The 15882-nt window shown below is 65.4% G+C and carries 18 protein-coding genes; 2 read left to right on the top strand and 16 right to left on the bottom strand.

Features of this window, described 5'->3' with window-relative positions:
* Positions 1-96: 96 nt before the first annotated feature.
* Positions 97-1083 (top strand): IS1595 family transposase, encoded by a 987-nt coding sequence (locus ACWHMB_RS14675; RefSeq protein ID WP_292998659.1) that lies wholly within the window; start codon positions 97-99, stop codon positions 1081-1083.
* 218 nt (positions 1084-1301) lie between these two features.
* Here ACWHMB_RS14675 and ACWHMB_RS14670 read toward each other — a convergent pair whose 3' ends face one another.
* The 15 genes from ACWHMB_RS14670 to ACWHMB_RS14600 form a co-directional block, all read right to left on the bottom strand.
* Positions 1302-2129, bottom strand: a complete 828-nt coding sequence (locus ACWHMB_RS14670; protein ID WP_292998661.1) for a DUF932 domain-containing protein — start codon at positions 2127-2129, stop codon at positions 1302-1304.
* A 135-nt stretch (positions 2130-2264) separates the two neighbouring features.
* Positions 2265-2534 (bottom strand): hypothetical protein, encoded by a 270-nt coding sequence (locus tag ACWHMB_RS14665; RefSeq protein ID WP_292998663.1) that lies wholly within the window; start codon positions 2532-2534, stop codon positions 2265-2267.
* A 7-nt stretch (positions 2535-2541) separates the two neighbouring features.
* A complete protein-coding gene (locus ACWHMB_RS14660) occupies positions 2542-2937 on the bottom strand; it encodes a hypothetical protein (protein WP_292998665.1) in 396 nt (131 codons plus the stop codon).
* Positions 2938-3039: 102 nt separating this feature from the next.
* Positions 3040-3669: a DUF3275 family protein gene (locus ACWHMB_RS14655; protein ID WP_292998667.1), complete on the bottom strand. Its 630-nt coding sequence runs from the start codon at positions 3667-3669 to the stop codon at positions 3040-3042.
* 120 nt (positions 3670-3789) lie between these two features.
* On the bottom strand, positions 3790-4353 hold the full coding sequence (locus ACWHMB_RS14650; protein ID WP_292998669.1) for an STY4534 family ICE replication protein: 564 nt from the start codon (positions 4351-4353) through the stop codon (positions 3790-3792).
* Between the two features lie 358 nt (positions 4354-4711).
* Positions 4712-5077, bottom strand: a complete 366-nt coding sequence (locus ACWHMB_RS14645) for a DUF3085 domain-containing protein (RefSeq protein WP_292999055.1) — start codon at positions 5075-5077, stop codon at positions 4712-4714.
* Positions 5078-5155: 78 nt separating this feature from the next.
* Positions 5156-5953: a GTPase gene (locus tag ACWHMB_RS14640; RefSeq protein WP_292998671.1), complete on the bottom strand. Its 798-nt coding sequence runs from the start codon at positions 5951-5953 to the stop codon at positions 5156-5158.
* Between the two features lie 293 nt (positions 5954-6246).
* Positions 6247-6963 carry a DUF5983 family protein gene (locus ACWHMB_RS14635; RefSeq protein ID WP_292998673.1) on the bottom strand — a complete coding sequence of 239 codons (717 nt, stop codon included), beginning with the start codon at positions 6961-6963 and terminating at the stop codon, positions 6247-6249.
* A gap of 130 nt (positions 6964-7093) precedes the next feature.
* Positions 7094-7498 (bottom strand): hypothetical protein, encoded by a 405-nt coding sequence (locus tag ACWHMB_RS14630; protein WP_292998676.1) that lies wholly within the window; start codon positions 7496-7498, stop codon positions 7094-7096.
* 100 nt (positions 7499-7598) lie between these two features.
* Positions 7599-7991 (bottom strand): hypothetical protein, encoded by a 393-nt coding sequence (locus tag ACWHMB_RS14625; protein WP_292998678.1) that lies wholly within the window; start codon positions 7989-7991, stop codon positions 7599-7601.
* Between the two features lie 24 nt (positions 7992-8015).
* Positions 8016-8267 (bottom strand): hypothetical protein, encoded by a 252-nt coding sequence (locus tag ACWHMB_RS14620; protein WP_292998680.1) that lies wholly within the window; start codon positions 8265-8267, stop codon positions 8016-8018.
* Positions 8268-9073: 806 nt separating this feature from the next.
* Positions 9074-11092, bottom strand: a complete 2019-nt coding sequence (locus ACWHMB_RS14615; protein WP_292998682.1) for a DNA topoisomerase III — start codon at positions 11090-11092, stop codon at positions 9074-9076.
* Between the two features lie 280 nt (positions 11093-11372).
* On the bottom strand, positions 11373-11822 hold the full coding sequence (locus ACWHMB_RS14610; RefSeq protein ID WP_292998684.1) for a single-stranded DNA-binding protein: 450 nt from the start codon (positions 11820-11822) through the stop codon (positions 11373-11375).
* Positions 11819-12370 (bottom strand): DUF3158 family protein, encoded by a 552-nt coding sequence (locus tag ACWHMB_RS14605; protein WP_292998686.1) that lies wholly within the window; start codon positions 12368-12370, stop codon positions 11819-11821. The genes ACWHMB_RS14610 and ACWHMB_RS14605 overlap by 4 nt, the downstream gene beginning before the upstream one ends.
* Positions 12367-13140, bottom strand: coding sequence for a PFL_4669 family integrating conjugative element protein (locus tag ACWHMB_RS14600; protein WP_292998688.1), 774 nt, complete (start codon positions 13138-13140; stop codon positions 12367-12369). The genes ACWHMB_RS14605 and ACWHMB_RS14600 overlap by 4 nt, the downstream gene beginning before the upstream one ends.
* A 238-nt stretch (positions 13141-13378) precedes the next feature.
* On the opposite strand from ACWHMB_RS14600, the gene ACWHMB_RS14595 reads away from it, so the two are divergent.
* A complete protein-coding gene (locus tag ACWHMB_RS14595) occupies positions 13379-14593 on the top strand; it encodes a phospholipase D family protein (RefSeq protein ID WP_292998690.1) in 1215 nt (404 codons plus the stop codon).
* A 59-nt stretch (positions 14594-14652) separates the two neighbouring features.
* On the opposite strand, the gene ACWHMB_RS14590 is transcribed toward ACWHMB_RS14595, so the two are convergent.
* Positions 14653-15879 (bottom strand): STY4528 family pathogenicity island replication protein, encoded by a 1227-nt coding sequence (locus ACWHMB_RS14590; RefSeq protein WP_373716159.1) that lies wholly within the window; start codon positions 15877-15879, stop codon positions 14653-14655.
* Between the last annotated feature and the right edge of the window lie 3 nt (positions 15880-15882).

The following is a 15882-nucleotide window of genomic DNA, read 5'->3' as shown; positions in this document are numbered from 1 at the left end:
GGCTCAGTTCGCGTTGAATGGTGACAGGCTCGCCCAGTGAGCCTGTTGAGTTCGAGACTGCGTCGGTGGTGACAGAAGAGTCACCGGGAGACGCAAATGAAGGCGGACGAATTGAAGCGGCTGCGCGATGCGCTGGGGCGGCTGACAGCCAACCAGCGCAAGCTGGTGCTCCATGAGCTTGCACACGCCCAGGCCATCGACGAAGTTGCCGACTGCATCGAGAAGCGGTTGGCCGCGCGACCGATGTGCCCGGCTTGCAACGGCGAGCACGTGGTGCGCAATGGCTTTGCCAATGGGTTGCAGCGATACAAGTGCCGCGACTGCCGTATCACCTTCAATGCGCTGACCGGCACACCGCTGGCGCGGTTGCGCTACCGCGACAAGTGGCTCGACCAAGCCAAGGTGCTCGACGAAGGACTGAGCGTTCGCAAAGCGGCCACCCGACTCGGCGTGCACAGCACGACCGCCTTTCGTTGGCGCCATCGCTGGCTGGCCTGCCCTCGCGAGGCCAAGGCAGTGCACATGGCCGGTGTTGTCGAGGCTGACGAGACGTACCAACTGCTCTCGTACAAGGGCCAGCCAGCACGGCTGGCCCGACAAACGCAACGGGCACCTCGCCGGCGCGGCGGCAAAGCTGCCAAGCGCGGGGTGTCGTCCGAACAAGTGCCCATACTGGTGATGCGCAACCGCTCCGGCGAAACCAGCGACTTCGTGCTGCCCAACACCGGCAAGGCTGCGCTCAAGGCGGTGCTGCCACAGGCACTGGCCGACGACTCTGTGCTGTGCTCGGACGGCAGCAATCACCTTCACCAGGCCGCCGTGGAACTGGCGATTGAGCACCAAGCCATCAACATGTCTGCCGGCGAGCGCATCCGCGGGCCGTGGCATGTCCAGAACGTCAACGCGTATCACAGTCGCCTGAAGACCTGGCTGCGGCGCTTCAACGGCATTTCCACGCACTACCTGCCGAACTACCTCGGCTGGTTCCGGGCGCTCGACCGCAACGCGCGACTCAGGGTCGATGCGGTTTCCCTGCTCGCACTGGCCATCGGCCCCGGGCCATCCGCACTCAACGCGAACTGAGCCAAAGAAAACCGCCCCGGGGACACCGAGGCGGCAAAGATGACTGCTTGGCTCAGGGAGGAAAAGCCAAGGAGGTATGCAGTCGAATCTCGATTTTCGAGGCAGCGGCGAATTGGCGCATTAGGGTTACACCGAACCAAATGGAACGCGGTGCGCTGGCAGCACAGCACCAGCCAAAAAAAAGCGGACCATGCCGTGAGGCACGATCCGCTTGTGGGTCAGGCTTTGAGCTGGCGTAGGCCGTCCGCCAGCAGCCACAGCGCCCGGTTGAGCCGGACGTTCTGGTCGATGCCCTGGACGGCTCGCGTGCGCTGCCGGCGCCCGTTGGCAGCACGGCCGCTCAGGCCGCCCTTGACCAGGTTCTCCTGGACTCTGTTGAAGACAGTCCACAGGTCGGCGCGGTTGTCGTCGTAACGACGGGGCCGCAGGATCTGGGTCTCCGTGATGGGCAAGGCCTTGCCCGAATCGTCGTACTTCAAGGTCAGCGCCGACTTGGCGAAGACCTCGGCCTCGCCGTTGTCCAGCGTGATGCCCTGCATGGCGTCGCGCGAGTCCTGCACGCGCTCGAAGCCGTGCAGCACCTCGTAGGCGCCTTCGATCACGTGATCGGTGACGTTGCCCTTGTGGGGCACCCGCACGTCGGCGAAGGTGTCGCCGCACACCAGGCCGTTGTGGCAGACGAATCTGAACAGGCCCGCGAGCATCTGGTAGCTGCTGCTGCCGTCGTGCGAGTTGAGCAGGATGATCTCGTTCGCCTCGGCGCCGTTGATCTGGCTGGCGTGGCGAAGGCGCAGCATGTGCTTGGTGTAGTCGCGGCGGTCCTCGTGCCGCACGCGGGTCTGGCACACCATGAACGGCTGGAAGCCTTCCTTGCGCAGTTCAGTCAGCACAGCCGCCGTGGGGATGTAGCTGTACCGTTCGGAGCGGCTTTCGTGCGGGGTGTCCGCGAAGATGGACGGGGCCACGGTGCGAATCTGATCATCCGACAGCGGATAGTCGGCGCGCAGCACCGGGGAGCGAGAAGCGAAGCGGGAAGCGAGTTGCATGATGATCTCCTTGCGGAATGAAGCAATCGGCATCCAGCGGCCGAGGCCGGATGCGCGGATTGCGTGGGACGAAGAAAAGCCCTGCTGAACAGGGCCTGATGGAAGGGATGAAGAAGCGCGTCGCTGGGAAGCGGCCTATGGGTTCTGAACCGGCTCCCAGCCTCGGCTATGCGGGTTGAAGCAAAGCGCTTCCTGGCCTTTAAGGATCGGCGTGAAGCCTTCGAGGAAGATGTAGCGCAAGTACAGGGCGCGGTAGGTCAGTGCCTGCCACGCCTGTTCTTCGCTCAGGCCGTTGGCGATGAAGTGCTCGCGCAGCTCGTCGTCGTCGGAAACCTCGTTGTTGGCCAACTGTTCTTCGACGAAGCGAAGCAGCTCGGGCCGCATGGACGACAGGATGGTGTCCATGTGCGCCTCACTCAGTGGCTGCATCGCCGGCCACACTGCTCGCCGGATGCTGCTGATGGAAGGCATGCACCCTTGCGCGCCAAGTGGCGCAGCGCTGCGGCGCCATGTCGAGATAGCGCAGCGGGCACGAGTAGTAGTACGGGTGCTCGGCCTCGACCAGGGACTTGTAGCCCCATTCGCGGCCCTCGCTTTCCAGCAGATGGCAGCCAATCAAGGTGGCCGACTCTCCGGGTGCGAGACCCAGGACACCGGCCTGCTTGGCGGTGACGCGCACCACCGTCCACAGCACGTTGCCGACCAGCGTGTGATCGATGACCTCATTGCGCGACCGCTCGGTTTCCTCAGTTGCGGTCAGCTCGCGGATCAATTGATCGCGCGTCAATCGAACGAATGTCCAGCCCATGGAATGACTCCTGTGAGAAAGGGCCGGAGTCCTCCCGCCGGGGAAGGAACCCCGGCGGGTTGGTGGAAAGCCGCAGGCACGCGGCGTGAAGTGGCGATGGGATCAGACCCTGGCGAGGTGCCAGTCCTGGGACAGCGGAGCGAACTCGTAGCCCAGGTCGCCGAGACGGTCGCGCTGTTGACGCAGCACGCGCCGATCCACGGTGGCATCGAGCTTGACGACATCGCCCAGCGGCCAGAGCACACCGAACAGTGCCGCGTCGCCGTCTTCGTCCGCCTGGACCGGAGCCTCGGCAGACGCAGCAGCCGGTTCGCTGCCGAACGGCGTGGTATCGACCAGCGGGTCGCGCGAGCTGCGCGCCTTCTTCCGGCCGGCCGCCTTGGGGGCGGTCGTCGGCGTCGGCGTGGCGGTCTGCGCTTCCTCGTCGATCGGATCGACTTCCTGCGGACTCAGCCGGCGGGCGTCGTCACGGCTCAGGGCGTCGATGTTGGACAAGGTCATCCCGCCCAGGAGGGCGCGGATCTCGATGACCATGCGACCGTTGGCGGTGTACGTGGACGGGCGAATCTCCGCGATGGCGAAATCGCCCTCGTACTTGCCTTCGGCGTACTGGTCGAGTTCGGCGTTCTTCACGACGAACTCGCCGATGGAGGTCGCAAGGCGCCCGACGTTGAAGTCGCCGTTGCGGCCGTGGATGGTCTTGATGGCCAATTGGCCGGGAATGGTGATCATGAAGAACTCCTGCGGACGAAGCTGCGATCACGCACACGGCTGTCATGGTGACGGTCGCATGCGCACGCGAGTGGGAGAAGACAAGGCCCTGGGCTCAATTCAGAGTCAGGGCCTTGCGGATCAGAACGACTCGGCAACTTCCAATGCGGGCGCATCGGCAGTGGCTTCATCGGCAGCTTCAGCGGCGGGCCTGGCGGGCTCGGACGCAGCGGCTTGCGGCTCGGCGGACGTCGCGGGGACATCCGTGGCGCGCACGTCGCGTTCGTCGCGGTCGTCGGCGTCGGTCGGCTTGGGCTCGGCCTTGTAGACGAGCTTGCCGTCGACCTTGATCCAACTGACGAACAGCAGGCGGGCCTTGAGGCTCACCCCCTGCTCGCCGGCACGCTTGCCCTTGGAGTAGGTAAAGGTGTCGGTCCACAGGTCGCCCAGGCGGAAGCCGATCATCACCTTCTTCTCGGCATCAACCGCTTGGATGCAGCGGCGCACCAGGTGCTGCGCTTCGGAGCCCGAGACGCGCGTGTCGAAACGCACGTAGGCCACATCATCGCTGGGGCCGTTGAGCGCCGCGATGTCGCAGGCCAGGAACGCATCGCCTTTCTTGGGCTTCACTTCGCGGATGCGATTGAGATACCCGAGTCCGGTGATGTGCAGGTCGAAGAAGGACCTTTCGGTGGAAGTGGTCATGGTGAATCTCCTGAGAACAAAGAGGCGGAGACACACCCGACCCAAGGCGGGGAAGGTGTGGAACCCCCGCGTGGGTTGAAGGAACAGCTTGGGTGGCATCACCATCGGGAGAACCGATGGCCGTTCGCGCTGGGATGCCGGAGCGAACTGGGTGATCAACGCGGTCGGAACCGCATCGCAGTCTTGAAGATCGAGACTGCCTGGGCATGCTGCTGACGGGTGTCAGCGGAACATGGTGATAAGCGTGGCGCCTGGCACGCGCCCGCGCGAGCGGCAATCGGTATCCGAGACGCCCCGCATTGACGGCGTCCTCGGGAAAAAGTGAAGCCCCTTCATGAGGGGCTGGGAAGCAGGACGGTCAGTGGCCGGCCGGCGCAGCGGGCATGGGCTGCATCGACAGGTGCGTGGCCGTGGCCGACACTTCGAGGTCGTCCTCGCTGTGCAGGATGCGGCTGAACACCCGTTCCCGCAGGTCGAAGAACTCGCCGAAGTCGTCGCCGCCGAATTCGGCGCGCGCCAGTTCCCACCAGTCGTCGAACACATCGACATCAGGGTTGCAGCCCACGGCATAGGCGATGGTCTTGCGCCGCCCATCGGGCCGGCTCTCGCCGCGCTCGGCCATGAAATACACGCCCTGGTCCTTGACCAGGACGACGCGGCACTGGTTGGCCGCCGCCTCGGCAAGCACGGGCCGAAGCTCGGTGCCTTTGAATCGAACAGTCATGGAAGTGGTCTCCAATCGAGGTATGGGAGGAAAGGCTTCCCGCCGCGGGGACGGGAAGCCGCTTAGGAACGCAGGGGCTCAGTGCTGGACCAGCTTGCGGCCGGACAGGCGCTGCACGCGGATGAGGCGCCAGCTCCCGTCGTCGATCAGCCGCTCCAGGGCCTGGCCCAGCTCGTCGAACGACACTTCATCGACCCGCTCGACCAGATTGCTGTTGCGGTGCAGCTCCACCGCGTAGAGGTCGAGGCCGCGCTCGTAGAGCACGGTGACGCGCCCCTGGAACTTCGCTGAGGCGACGGTGAAGCCGATGGCCGGCGGCGTGGCGATGATGTTGCGGGGGCTCGGATCGACCACCGTGAAGTCCCGCGCGCCGGCATCCACCAGCAGGTGCGTGATGCGGCGAAAGCCATCGGGCGCGGGCAACTGCTCCAGTTGGTGGATCAGCTCCTGCAGCTCGGGGCACTGCGGCTCGGGGATCGGCAACTTGGCCGGCGCGGAACCCAGGATGAGCCGCTTCACCGTGTACGGCTGGCCGTCGGCGGTGAACTCGGTGCTCTCCTCGGGCGTGTCCGCGCGCATGCCGTCGAAGCGGCGCCGCGCATACGGTTCGACCTGCACCTTGGCGCCTTCGTCGGGCACATCGGTGACGAGCGCCTTGTCGAGCACCGCGAACTCGGCCCGGCCCGTCTTGACGACGATGGCCTCGTCGGTGGTGGCGATAACCTTGCCCTCGAAAGGCTTGGGATCAACGTGGAAGCCCAGCGTCGAAACCTTGGGCTGGCCGTCGAAGATGTTGAACTTGAAGCTGCGGACGTTGGAAGGCACGTGGCCGCGAACCAGCGTCGGCATCTGTGCGCGGATGGCTTGGGTATCCATTAGGAGGCTCCTTGTGGCAATCCAAGGAACTTCCGCCCGCAAGGGAGGCATGTCCCTTGGGGGTGAGGTGGATGGACGCGCATGCGCCCGTGGAAGGAAAAGCAACCAGCGCGGCGAACCGTGCCGCAGCCTCGAAGGTCTCGACTGCCTGGGCATGCTTGCCGGCAACGCCAGCGAACATGCGAGCAGCGTGCGTCGGGTGTGGGCCAGCGTCGTGGGGGAATCGGCACTGCGCCGCCACCGGCTTCGTCCAGAAATGAAACGAGCCCCGCGTGGGGGCTCGGAAGGTGGTGTCAGTCGTCGTAGATCGGCAGGCCGTCCAGCACCTGCGCATCGGCATCGAAGACCAGCATGCGCACGTCGGCGAGCGCGGCCAGGTGCAGCACCTGCACCAGGGATTCCGGCATGCCCTTCTTGCGGTGCTCCTGCATCAGCCGCTTGGCCGTGGTGCCTTCGACCGCGCGCAGGTTCTCGTCGGTCCAGGGCGTGGCGATCAGCTTCAACCCGATGGCCGGGCTGTACGGGATGCGGAAGGCGACGAACAGGAACAGCGTCGGCGTGGCGATGTCCGCCAGCTCGGAGAGGAAGCGATGCGCGTCGGCGTCGAGGTGCGCGCTGCTGATCTCCCAGCACCGGCTGTAGTAGCCCGTTTCATAGCGCAGGCGCCGCACGACTTCCCGCGCCGCTTCTTCGGAGTAGGTGTCGCCCACGTGCAGCGGCTTGCCGTCTTCCTCGGCCATCACGGCATAGACAACGTTGCGGGCGAGCCCGTGGCTGCGGCATTGCGCTTGCAGTTCATCGGGGACCGCTTGGTCCTCGGTGATCAGCACGAAGTCGTCCGAGAAGATGCAGGCCCGCCGTTCGACCTGGCTGTCCGGCAGATTCGACTGCGAGGGATGCAGGGGCAGGTAGGTCAGCGGGCAGTCGTCGTCGTAGGAGATGGCAAGCAGCCGCTGGACGGACAGGCCGTCGTAGCCGCGGACAAAGGGATTGTTGTTCGAGTAGGACATGGGATTTCTCCAGCAGAGGATGGCCGAGGCAATCCCCTGCTGGGGATTGAACCCCAGCGGGTGGATGAAGTGGCAGCCGGTCAGCCGGCAGCGGTAGAGGACGGGTCGCCCAGCACCTTCAACAGGTCGATCAGGCCGCCATTCGCAAGCTGGTACAGGCTGTTGTAGTCGTCGCCTGCTCCAGGCGATCAAGCCGCGCATCCAAGTCAAGGATGCTTTGGTGTACGTTGCGGGCGATGCTCAGCGCGGAAGGTTTTTCGGCCGGCTTGCGTGCATCGAGCACCGAAAGGACTTCAGCGGGCGATGGGTAACGGCAGTTAGGGCCGTACTCGACCGGAAAAACCTCGCGCCCGGTCAATCCGGTGTTCGGAGTTCCGCTGCTGACATGCAGCACATACTCGTCTTGCACATCGTTGCCGGCGTAGTCGAATACCACCATGCGCGGCTTGCGCACGTCGGCCGGCCAACCTTCCAGGATGACCGCATCGATGTCGTCGTCGGTCACGAGCAGACCGATGGAAAAGTCAGGGGACATGATTCACTCCTATGAAGAAAGGAGGGACATGGCCCCGCATAGGGACGCATGTCCCTCGTGGGGTGGGAGAAAAGGAAGAACGTTGGCGGGCCGAAGCAGCTCACCAGCCGTTGTAGTTCAGCGTCAGGTCGGCGATGACCTTGCGCCGTTCCAGGTCGAGGCCGCCCAGGTCGGACAGACCCTCGAAGCCGCAACGCTTGAGCATCGCACCGCCCTCACGGGCGTTGTAGAAGCTCACCATCGCGGACAGGAACATCCGCTGGCCGCTGCTCAGGACGCCGAGGGCGTCGTTGAGCATCATCAGCTTTGGCCGCAGATCCCACTTGGTGGTGGCACGCCGCAGGCCTTCGCGGGTTCCGTCGCCGAACCATTCGGCTCCGGCGATGTGGACGCCGCGCTTCCATGCCTCGAAGAAGGCTTGGGGTGCGGCAGCGAAGTGCTGGTGTTCCAGCTCAATCTGATCAAGTACCTCTTGAGGCAGGGCACGGTTCATGACTTGGCTCCTGGTGGTTGGACATCACGGGTTGAGTCGCTGCTGCCAGCGGCCCGTTTGCAGGGCGTGCTCGGCGGCGTGGTGCGAGCGGAAGTAGCTGACCGACTCGCGCGAGACCGGGCCGTCCACATCGGCGGTGCCGATGTAGTGGCCGGCCGCGCTGCACAGCACCTGCAGGGGCAGGCGCTTGCCGACGTAGGCCAGAGCCTGGTAGCCGATGGATTCGGCGCGGGCCTGTTCAGCACTCAAAGGTGCCGATGCGAACGCAAGGGACATGGGTTTCTCCTGGTAGTTGAAGACCGGGAGCACCACGCCCTTTCGGGAGCGGGACACTTCCCGAAGGGTTGAACATGAAAAGCACCCGCGTCGTGATGACACGCGTCCGCGGTGGTCGGTGCGAAGCGGACTGGATCGGTCAACGTGGCGAACCGCGTTGCAGCCTTGAAGACCTGGGCTGCCAGGGCATGCTGCTGACGACCGTCAGCGACACATGCAGGAAGGATGGAAGCCCCGAAGCGCACCGTCGCCGATCAAACGGAACTGCGCGTCGTCCGATTTGGCCCGAGCACTGCCGGCAGGAGCGGTGCACGATCCGTCCGCCCACGACAAAGGCGCCGAAGCCCCGAGGGACTTCGGCTGGAGAGGAATCAATCCACCTGTGGGCTGCAAGCAGGCCAGGCCGTCGTCAAAGCCATTCGCTGCGTCAGCAATCTCACCCGGCCCGTTTCGTGGCTGGGGCCGGCATCCTCTGGCGTGTATCCACACACAAAGGGAACCCGTTGTTCCGCCGGCGGGCACCGGCACCGAATACCGTCGACCGCGAGCGGTCTCCTGACACCTCGCAGCATTGCAAGCCAAGGCGTCAGGAGACCGCTCACGGATGGCGGAAGCACCTCGATCAACGGAACCGCGACGAGCGCGATTCGATGGAGCAATGACCTTCTCGCCCTGCAAGCCGTGATCGGTCCGTGCAGGACGCGCACACCGTTGCAGAAGGGAACGCGCGCTGGGGAGTCCCGCGGGGCGCGGGAGGTTTGCCCCGCCGTCGGCAGCAGCCGGCGTGGCAGAGGGAGACGTGGGCGTCAGCTCGCCTTGGGACGCCGATGCCGCGGGCTGGACGCGCCGCGCTTGCCTGCCGCGGCGTCTTCGATCGGCTGCGTGCCCTTGCAGTCCGGATAGCGGCTGCAAGACCAAAACGCGCCGCTCTTGCCGCTGCGCTGGCGCATCGGGGCGCCGCATTGCGGGCAGCTCGGTGCAGGCGGCAGCTTGAGATCGAGTGTGGCGCTGCGGTACTGCTGCACGAGCTGGGCGACCCAGCTCGATTGCTTGGCGATGAAGGTGTCCAGCGTCATCTGACCGGCCTCGATCATGTCCAGCGCCTGCTCCCACACCGCCGTCGTGCCCGGATCGGCGATGGCCGCCGGCACCGCGTCGATCAGCGTGAATGCCGCATCCGACGCGCGGATGGCACGGCCCTTCTTCAAGAGATAACCGCGGGCCAGCAACCCGCTGATGATGTTGGCACGTGTGGCCTCGGTGCCGATGCCCGTGGTGTCCTTGAGCTTCTGCTTCAGGCGCGGGTCGGTCACTAGCTTGGCGACGCCTTTCATGGCTTTGACCAGTTCGCCTTGCGTGTAGGGCTTGGGCGGCAGCGTCTTCAACGCCTTCAGTTCGACCTGGCCGACCTGGCAGGAGGCCCCGGCGCGCAACGCCGGCAGCACCTGGCCGCGCTGCGCGTCCTCGCCGTCCGTGTCGTCGGGCTCCGGCGCCGCCAGCACCTGGCGCCATCCGGCCACCGCGATCTGCTTGCCGACCGCGACCAGCGACTGCCCGCCGCACGTAAGCTGCGCCACCGTCCGGTCGAACTCGTGATGCGGCAGGAACTGCGCGAGGTAGTGCGCGCGGACCAATCGGTAGACGGCCAGCTCCTTGTCGCTCATCGCCGAGAGGTTGGCCGGTTCCAGCGTCGGAATGATGCCGTGGTGCGCCGTGATCTTGCCGTCGTTCCAGGCCCGCGAACGCTGTTGGCGATCCAGGCGGTCGATCAGCGGTCGCAGGCTGGGATCGGTCTTGACCAGGCTGTCGAGGACGGCCGGCACATCTGCCAGCATGCTCTCGGGCAGGTAGCCTGAATCCGAGCGCGGATACGTGGTCGCCTTGTGCGTCTCGTACAGCGCCTGGGCAATGTCCAGCGTTTCCTGCACGTCGAGGCCCAACTGCTTGGAGCACACCTCCTGCAAGGTGCCGAGGTCGAACGGCAGCGGCGGGCCTTCGCGCACGCGCTCGGTCTCCACCGACAGCACCTGGGCGGCGCCGGCCGCGCGCAGTTGTGCGGTTGCCTGCTGCGCCACCGGCTGCTGCAGGCAGCGGCCGGCGTCGTCGGCGCTGCCCTGCGGCGGCATCCAGCTTGCGACGAAGGACTGGCCCGCATGCGAAAGCGCGACCTCGATGGCCCAGAACGGCACCGAGACGAAGCGTGCGATCTCGCGATCACGGTCCACGACCAGCTTGAGCGTGGGCGTCTGCACACGCCCGACCGACAGCACGCCGTTGTAGCCGGCCTGGCGCCCGAGCAACGTGAACAGGCGGCTTAGGTTCATCCCGATCAGCCAGTCGGCACGCGATCGGGCGAGCGCGGAGAAGTACAGCGGCAGCGTCTCGACGGACGGCTTGAGCGCCGCCAGGGCCTTGCGGATCGACGCATCGTTGAGCGCGGACAGCCACAACCGCTGGATTGGGCCGCGGTAGCCGCACAGCTCGATGATTTCGCGGGCGATCATCTCGCCTTCGCGGTCGGCGTCAGTCGCGATCACCAGCTCGCCCGCCTTGGCGACGAGCTGCTGCACGACCTTGAACTGCGCCGCGGTCGCCGCCTTGGGTTCGACACGCCAGCGCTCGGGAAGAATGGGCAGTTGCTCGATGGCCCAGCGCTTGTACTGCTCGCCATAGCCTTCGGGCGCAACCGCTTCGACCAGATGACCGATGCACCAGGTCACGACGACACCCGCACCGCTGTAGCAGCCGTTGCCGCGTTGGCCCGCGCCCAGTACACGGGCGATGTCCTTGCCCTGGGACGGCTTCTCGCACAGGAACACGCGCATGAAGCCTCCTTGGAAGTGTGCGGTTCATCGGATGGCCCCCAGCTTGGCCGGGCCAGCGGATGACGGCAGCAAGGAAGCCGATCGGCATAGACACCGCTTTGTGAACGGCGGGCGATGCGTTGCCGCAGCAGGTACGACCTGACCGCAAAGGCTGGCGCAGCGGGAGCGTCGTTTCGGGAGGGCGGCTGGAACTCGGTGGAACACCCTGGCGCTATCCCCTGGGGATAGCTGGTGCATGGCGGGCGTCTGACGGTTGCTACAGCCGCCCCCTGCGGGGGAATCAGCCCTTGGCCTTGGTTTCCTTCGGCGCCTTCGTCCCCTTGGTTTCCTTCGGCGGCGGTACTGCCGCCTCGGGTTCCAGCGTCCTGGCGCTGAGGGTCACAGCCTGGAGGCGGTACGGCAGAATGCCAATGCGCCGGGCCTCGATCTTGAAGGTGGTGCGCTCGTTGTCGTCGGCGTCTTCCCACTCGTCCTTCACGGTGCGGCCTTCCACCAGCACCCGCATGCCCTTCTGGTACAGCGTCTGCCAGTGGTCGGCGTCGCGGTGCCACAGCTCCACGGGTGCCCAGAACCCGCCGCGGTCCTCGTACTCGCCGTCCTTCTTCGGGATCGGGTTGTCGAAGTAGACGTTCAGGCGCAGTAGCCGGCGCGGCTCGTCGTTGCCGTTGGGGAATTCGCGATAGTCCGGCGCGGAACCGATGTTGCCCTCGCCGACGAAGTGCGTGCTCATGGTGACTCCTTGGGGGTGGTGGATGGAACGGACGCGGCATGCCCGTGGACACGCCGCAGGTAAGCCGCTTCGGCCTGCGCGGCCTTGCTGGCGCACTCCTGGGCCTGGCGGCCCAGCGTGTGAAGGAGGCTGATCTGCATGTTCAGCGCGATGCGCTGCAACTCCATCGCGTACAGGTCATCGATCAGCGAGGCCGGCGTTGCCGGGCGGTCGAGCAGCGACTCCCACAGCGCCACGCCCATCGAGGAACGATCGTGGTTGCGCCAGCGCAGGAAGGTCGTGCCTGCGCCAGTGGTCTGCTGGGCCAGTTGCACATCGAGCAGCGAGAAGGGATAGGCCCGCGCCTGTTGCAGCACACGCCGCTGCGCCAAGCCGATCACGTCATCGCGCAGCGCCGTGCACTGGCTGGCCCAGGCCTCCAGACTCCCCTTACCCTTAAAAGGCTGTAAAAGGCCTTTTAGGTAGCCCGCGTGTTCCAGGCGCTGGAAGTCCGCCTGTTCCAGCGGCAGGAAGCGCGCCGGTTGGCCGGTCGAAGGCGATGCCGTCATGCCTTGGCGCCTTCGCCGTCCAGATCGTCGTCCGCCACGTCGGCTGCGCCAGCGACGGGCGCGGCCTCAGCGGTTGCACCAGGCTTGCCCGCCCGCCGCGCGATCGGTGGCGCAAAGCGCGAGCGGCGCGTGCCTTCGAGCACGTCCTGCGGCAGCTCGCCGAACTTCTCCAGCGCTGCCCGCGCCACCGCGTTCTTCGAGGCGAAGTCGTCGCGAGTCGCGCCGGCGTAGCGGTACTGCTGTGCCAGGGAGAACAGGCTGCGCAGCGCGTGCGCGCCGTCGTTGAGCCAGCGTTCCAACGTGCCGCGGTCGATTAGCGCAGTGTGGTGGGCGAGGATCAGCTTGCGTGCCAGGTCGTCGTAGTCGGCCAGCAGGTACACCGCCATGAAGCCGAGCTGCGCATTGACGAACAGCGGCAGCTTCACGGGCTGCACGTTCATGTTTTCGCCCAGCGACAGTGCGGGTGGCACGTCGGCCAGCGCCTGGTCCACCTGCTCGCGCAGCGCCTGCAAGCTCGCCTTGGTCTGCGTCAGCTTGTCCTCGATGCGCAGCATCCACCAGTCCGAGTAAGGATCGTCCTGTTCGGCCCCGCGCTTCATCTTGTTCATCACGCTGATGTAGCCGTTGAGGCCGATGATCCCGGGCCGGCCCTCAGCGGGCGCTCGGCCATGCCAGATGCGTGAAGCGTGGTGGGTGTGCAGCGTCAGTGACATCGCGCTGCGCAGCGATCCGAGATTCAATTGCAGGGGCTGCTGGGATTCGTTGGACATGGTGACGACTCGCGGTAAGGGAACGAGTCGCCAGCATCGGCATCGCCCGGAAGGGCGTCAGTCAACAAACCGCAACCGCGCCGCTCCTGGTTTTCCAGTCGCTGGAAGGTGATCTGTGTCTGCTATCCCCTGGGGATAGATGCCTGGCAGGAGAGGACCGAGCCTGCAGGCAGACCTGGACAATGGCCATTGGTTGCCCCTGGTTTGGGGCTGCCGCACGCAAGAAGGGGGTCAAACGATGAAGGATGAGACCGCCGTTCAACTGCTGGTGAACGAGGAACGCGGGCACGGCGACAAGCTCGTGAAACTGCTGAAGCAGGCGGAGCGCCTGGAATGCTTGGTGGCCTTTGCGAAGGCATCGGCCCTGAACGGGCTGCTGAAGTCACTGCGCAAGGCGCTTGAGCGCGGACTGGAAGCCCGATTTGCAATCGGCCTCGACTTCTATCTGACCGAGCCCGTCGTGCTCCGAAAGCTGCTGGAGCTGACCAAAGAACACGCGCTCAAGCTGTACCTCAGTGATTCCAGCGAGACATTCCATCCGAAGATCTACGCCTTTCAGCACAGCAAGGGATGCTCGGTGATCGTCGGATCGGCCAATTTCACACAAGGAGGCCTCTACGCCAACTATGAGGCATCAGCCTTGGTCGAGGGCACGAGCGACACGCTGATGGCCTCGGTCACTCAGCATTTCGACGCTCTGATCGATGACGAAATCATCGTCCCGGCGACCAGGGACCGCATTGACGCCTATGAACGGGAGTACGTCATCCACGACATCTTCCGAAAGGTGGCCAAGAAGCGTGCGCAGAAGGCAAGCAGCGCGATTGGCCCGAACTTCACGACGTTGGCCGGCATTCTGGAGTTGATGAAAAGCGACGATTCAGAACATGGCTTCACGGAACAGAAAGCCCTACGAAAGGGCAACCTTCGCCAGGCAAGGCGGATGTTGGAGGAATGGGCCGTCGCGCGTGGGAATACGAGTCAAGGGTTCCTGGCCCGATTTGAAACGTTGATCGGCCTGCTGCATTCGGGTGGCTTGCATCGCGGCAAGAACCGAATCGCGGAGCATCCAGGTCAGTTCGTCGCAGCGGTAAGAGACATCGTGGGCCAAGGCACTCTCCCACCTGGAGACGCCTTCGCAGTTCTTCATGCGCACTTCGAGCACATCCCGCGAGCAGGCATCAACCTACTGACCGAGGTGCTGCACGCACTTGACAACAAGCGGTTCGCGGTGATGAACCAAAACGCGGTGTCGGGGCTGGCATTGGCCGGGATCAGGGCATATCCCCTACATCCAAACAAGCAAAACGTCGGTCCCGACGACTACGCAAGGTATTGCCAGCATGCCGAGGAGGTGCGACAGGCGCTGGGCCTGGCCGACTTCACGGAATTGGATGCACTGTTCAACTACGCCTATTGGGGTGAATCCTCGGGAGAGGTGGAAGCAGATTGACGGGACGGACTTGCGGAAGAGGGGCTGTCCCAACTATCCCCTGGGGATAGCCCAGACGGTCAAGGGCGGCGGAGGTTGGATCGAATCTGTGCCAGGTAGGCGCGCGCCACCTCGGGATCGGCGGGACGGGACTCGGCAGCAGGTGTGGCGTGTGCCGGCGCAGGTGTTCGAGCGACTTGTGGCGCTGCGCCGTTGTCACCTGCCCAGGCCTTGAACTCCCCGCGGATCGCCTTCTGGATGATGCCGAACAGATAGCCGGCCGGGTTGCGCACCGCGCTGTTGCGGCAACGCGCATCCCATTCGTCCAGCACCGCCTGCCGAAGGGGCTCGTCCACCTGCTGCAAAGCCACGAGCGCGCCGCTCTGCTGCTCGTCCTTCAATCGCAGCAGACGCTCGGGCAGGCGCAAGTGCTGCAGCGCTTTCGCGCGCGGTACTGTACGTACTTGATTTATACGATCCATACGTACAGTACGGTCCTCCTTCGGATTCCGAAGTGAGCCGTCTGGCGCGGGCTTCGGCCCTGCTTCGGAATCCGAAGACGGGCCATCGAGATTCCGAAGTAGGCCGCCCTGGCCTTCTTCGGAATCGTGATCCACAGGCTCTTGTGGACAACTCGCATCGGCCCATTCGTTGCGTGCCATGCGCTGTGCCAGCACCTGCAAGCGCGTGGGCAGCGTGCGGCCATTGAGCATCGGGTCTTCGGCGATCTCGCGCAGGGTGTTCGCGCCGACGATCTGCACCGCCTTCGCGGCATGGGTCAGCGCTTGGCTGACCAGGCCGAGGTAGTCGGGGTCGAGCTGCATCGCCTCGAAGGGCGTCAGCGGTTCGTCGTGCAGCACGTAGAGATTTCCCAGGATGCGCCCGGTCTTCGGGTCGCGGCGTCGTCGCACCAGGCTCAGCCAGCGCGTCAGCCGCAGCAGCGTCAGGGCGCGAGCCACGGTCTCGTGCGAGGCCTGCGCCGCACAAGGCATCGACGCGAGATAGGGCCGGAGCTGGTCGTAGGTCGGGAACGCCGTCACACCGTCGCTCTGGAGCTGCAGGCGGAACACCTGCCAGGCATTGCGCTCCAGTGGCGTCAGGCGCCGGTCGAGGAACAGCGCGCGCGGCACGCTCTCATGCCGGTTGCCGCTGTAGAGAAAGCCGTCGCTGACCGGCGCGGCCGGCGACGTAGGGGCGTTGCCGCGTGCAGCCGGCGGTGCGGGTGGCACCAGTTCCCGCAGCGCATCGTCGAACAGCGCCGACAGCGCCACAGGGCCATCGCGCCGGGGTGCGCCGCCGGTCGCCATGGC

The sequence above is a fragment of the Ottowia pentelensis genome, from assembly GCF_964341695.1.
The sequence above is the reverse complement of the archived record's forward strand: the minus strand, read 5'-3'. Positions and strand labels throughout refer to the sequence as shown.